A 3718-nucleotide genomic window follows, 5' to 3' on the forward strand; every position below is an offset into this window, starting at 1 on the left:
CGCCAGCCGCGCCATCAGAGCGTCGCTCCCTTGCTGGTTGAGGGCGCCGACCTGGCGCAGGGTGAGGCGGCCATCAAACACGCCCCCGTGCAGACTGACCAGCTCCCGCGGCAGGTTGTCAGGGGACGTAGGTGCCCCCGGCGCCAGCGGCAGGGGCTGCCAGGCTTGAGCGGCCTCGCCCTGATGGCTGACCCCCAGATAGTTGAAGACGACAAGGGCTTGCGGTAACTCCTGCCCACGGGGGTGGTGCAGTCGCAGGGCATTGAAGCCCACCCCCTTGCCCGGCACGGCCCGCAGCCGCTCCTTGGTGTCGCAGACGAGATCGCTCCAGGACGCGCTATCGGCCAGCGCCAGCGGGTAGGTGCTGGTGAACCAGCCCAGGGTACGGCTCACGTCGAGTTCAGCATCGATTGCCTCGCGGCCGTGCCCTTCCAGCATCACGCAGTGACGGCTGCCGTAGCCCTGCTCGCTCAGGGTACGGGTCAGGGCCGCCAGCAACAGGTCGGGCACCCGGGTGAAGCAGGCCTGGTTGGCGGTGTCGATAAGACGAGCCGTGGTCTCCTGACTCAGTTGCAACAGGCTGGCGGCGGCGCGGCCATCGGCGGCGCGGGCCGCTTCCAGCAGGTGACCCTGGCTGCCTTCCCCCTGAGCCAGCCAGAAGCCAAGCTGATCCTCTTCCCGTTTGGCGTAGGCCGCGAGCCCCTCGCCCCACTGGCGATAGCTGCTGCCCTTGGCAGGCAGCGGCTCGCCCCTGCTCACCCGTGCCAGATCCTCGGCCAGAATGCGCCAGGAGACCGCATCGATCACCAGGTGATGGAAGGCGAGGAAGAGCCCCTCCACCGTCTCGCCCTCCCGCTCACCTTCCAGGCAGAGATTGCGCAGGCGGGCCCAGGCCAGGGTGTGGCCGCTGGCAGGATCCAGATCTCCCTGCAGCTCGGTCAGGCGGGCTTGCAGCTCAGCCTCATCGAGATTGGCGGCATCCAGGGTCGGCAGCGGCGGCAATGGCAGTTCGGCCAGGTAGCGCTGGCCGGTCGGGGTCACCGCCAAGCGCAGGGCATCGTGGTGCTGGCGCAGGGCATTCAGCCAGCCGCGCAGGTCCTCATCGTCCACCCCGGCCGGCAGGCGCAGGATCACCCCCTGGTTCCAGTGACCGGGCTTGGCAAAGCCCTGCTCGAAGAACCAGTGCTGAATGGGGTGGAGCGGGAACTCGCCGGTCAGGCTGCCCTGCTCGCTTCTGTGGCTGACGGCCTGCTGCTGGCCGAGCTGGCGGCAGAGGCGGCGCACCGTCTTGGCTTCGAACACGTCCTTCACGCTGCAGTGCAGTCCCGCATCCCGCAACCGGGTGGTGAGCTGGATGCTGAGGATGGAGTCACCGCCTAAGCGGAAGAAGTCATCCTCTACCCCGAGGGGCTGCTTGAGCACCCCTTGCCAGATGGCAAGCACAGTCTGCTCCAGTTCGTTTTGTGGCTCGCCCTTGCTCTGCTGCCAGACGATGGCGGGCAGGCGGCGCAAGTCCAGCTTGCCGTTGGGGGTGAGCGGCATCTCGGGCAGCCAGCAGAGGCGCGCCGGCACCATGTATTCGGGCAGGCACTCGCCGGCCCGCTGCAGCAGGGCATCGCCGTCGGGCTCGTTCGCCCCGGCCTGCAAACAGGCGTAAGCGAGCAGGCGCCCCTCCTGCACCACCACCTTGATCTGGCGAATGGCCGGGCACAATTCGGCAAGCCGGGTCTCTATCTCCCCCGGCTCGATGCGATAGCCGCGCAGCTTGATCTGCTCGTCTATCCGGCCCAGATACTGGATGTTGCCATCGCGGCGCAGCAAGGCCCGATCGCCGGTGCGATAGAGGCGATGGGTACGTTCCCCATTCGTTGCATCAAAGGCCAGCTCGATAAAGGCCTCCTGAGTGCGCTCTGGCAGATTGAGGTAGCCGCGGGCCAGCCCCAGCCCTGCCAGGCAGAGCTCGCCGGGGACCCCCACCGGGCAGAGGTTGCCCGCCTCGTCCAGGATCAGCGCCTTCAGGTTGTTGACGGGTCGACCGATTGTGATGGGCGCCCCCGGAGTGAGCCGCGCGCAGAGCGCGGTGACGGTGCACTCGGTCGGGCCGTACATGTTGAACAGCGCCACCCGCTCCCCCCAGCGCTCCACAAGGCTGCTCGGGCACGCCTCGCCGCCAAAACCGATGGCCTTGAGGGAGCCGAGCTCCGCCGGTGGCAGCAGGTTGGCGAGCAGGGCGGTCGGCAAAATCATATGGCTGGCACCCCGAGCGATCGCGGCACTGATCACCCCCTCGCCCGGCTCGCCGAAGTGCAGGGCCGCGCCGCAGTAGAGCGGCAGCAAGCTGGTCATGTTGCCGGCATCGAACGAGAGGGACATGCAGTTGAACATGGCCCCATCCTTCCCAAGGGCGATGCGCTCACCATGATCCGCCATCAGGTTGACCAGGCTGCCCTGCTCCACCATGACCCCCTTGGGCAGGCCAGTGCTGCCGGAGGTGTAGATGATCTGGGCCAGCATGGCGGCGTCCCGAGGTAGTACGGGTGTGCTGGTTGGCATCTTGTCCAGCGCCAGCCCGTGCAGATCGTGATATTCGGCAGTCGTGCCCGCCAGCGCCTCGCCAAGCCGCGGGTCCGGCTCTCCCCCGAGCACCAGTGCAATACTGGCGTCGCTCAGGATATGGGCCAGTCGCTCGGCGGGATAGGCAGGATCCAGCGGTACATAGGCCGCCCCCGCCTTCCAGCAGGCGAGCAGGGCAACCACGAAGGCGACATCGCGTCTGGCCTGGATGCCGATGGCGGCGCCCGGGGTGACGCCCTGAGCCAGCAGCCAGTAGGCCAACCGGTTGGCACGCACCTCCAGCTCGCCATAGGTCAAGGATTGCGCGCCGTCGCTGACCGCCAGCGCGTCCGGCAACTGAATAGCGCGCCGCTCGATATGGCAGAGCAGGGTGTCGCGGCTCGGGTAGTCCCGCGGCAGGTCGGCAAGCTCGGCGGCCATCGCGGCCTGGTCGGTGCCCGCCTCCAGCGGCAGTTGCCAGATGTCGGTCTCGGGGGCCGCCACCACGGCGCGCATCAGGTGCAGCAGGCGATCGGCATAAGCCTGGATGGTCTCCCGCTCGAACAGGGCGGTGGCAAACAGCCAGTCCACCCGGACGGAGTCCATCAGCTCGGTCACCTTGACCGAGATGTCGGTCTTGGCCGGCAGCACAGGCGAGGTCTCCTCCACCAGCTGGCAACCGGGGATGAGATCGTTGAAATCCACCTTGGCCTGATAGACCAGCATGATCTGGAAGATAGGGTTGATGGCGGTGGTGCGATCGGCGCCGATGGCCTCGGCCAGCGCCTCGAAACGGTAGAGCTGGTGATCGAAGGCCGCCAGATCCTCTTCCCGGCACTGCTGCAGATAGTCGACAAAGCTGGGCTTGCCGCTGAGTTGAGTGCGCAGCACCAGGGTGTTGACGAAAAAACCCACCAGCGACTCGATCTCGTGGCGCTCGCGATAGGCGAGCGGGGTGCCGATCACCACCTCCTTCTCGCCGCTCTGGCGCACCATCAGCAAGGCAAACAGGGCGTGCAGACCGATGAAGTTGGAGGTGCTGTGCCGTTGGCACAGGCACTTGAAGCTCTCCCACAGGTCGCTCTCGATGGTGGAGAAGACCAGCTCGCCGCCGCTGTCCTGATGGGCCGGGCGCGGCTTGTCGAGCGGCAGACCGTGCACCTCG

At 67.2% G+C, this 3718-nt stretch carries 1 protein-coding gene; it reads right to left on the minus strand.

The window, feature by feature from the left end:
- The coding region (locus AACR77_RS14390) for a non-ribosomal peptide synthetase (protein ID WP_231563253.1) at positions 1 to 3718 on the minus strand (3718 nt) is incomplete at both ends.

The organism is Aeromonas sp. ZOR0002, from assembly GCF_963866995.1.
Taxonomy (GTDB): Bacteria; Pseudomonadota; Gammaproteobacteria; order Enterobacterales; family Aeromonadaceae; genus Aeromonas; species Aeromonas caviae.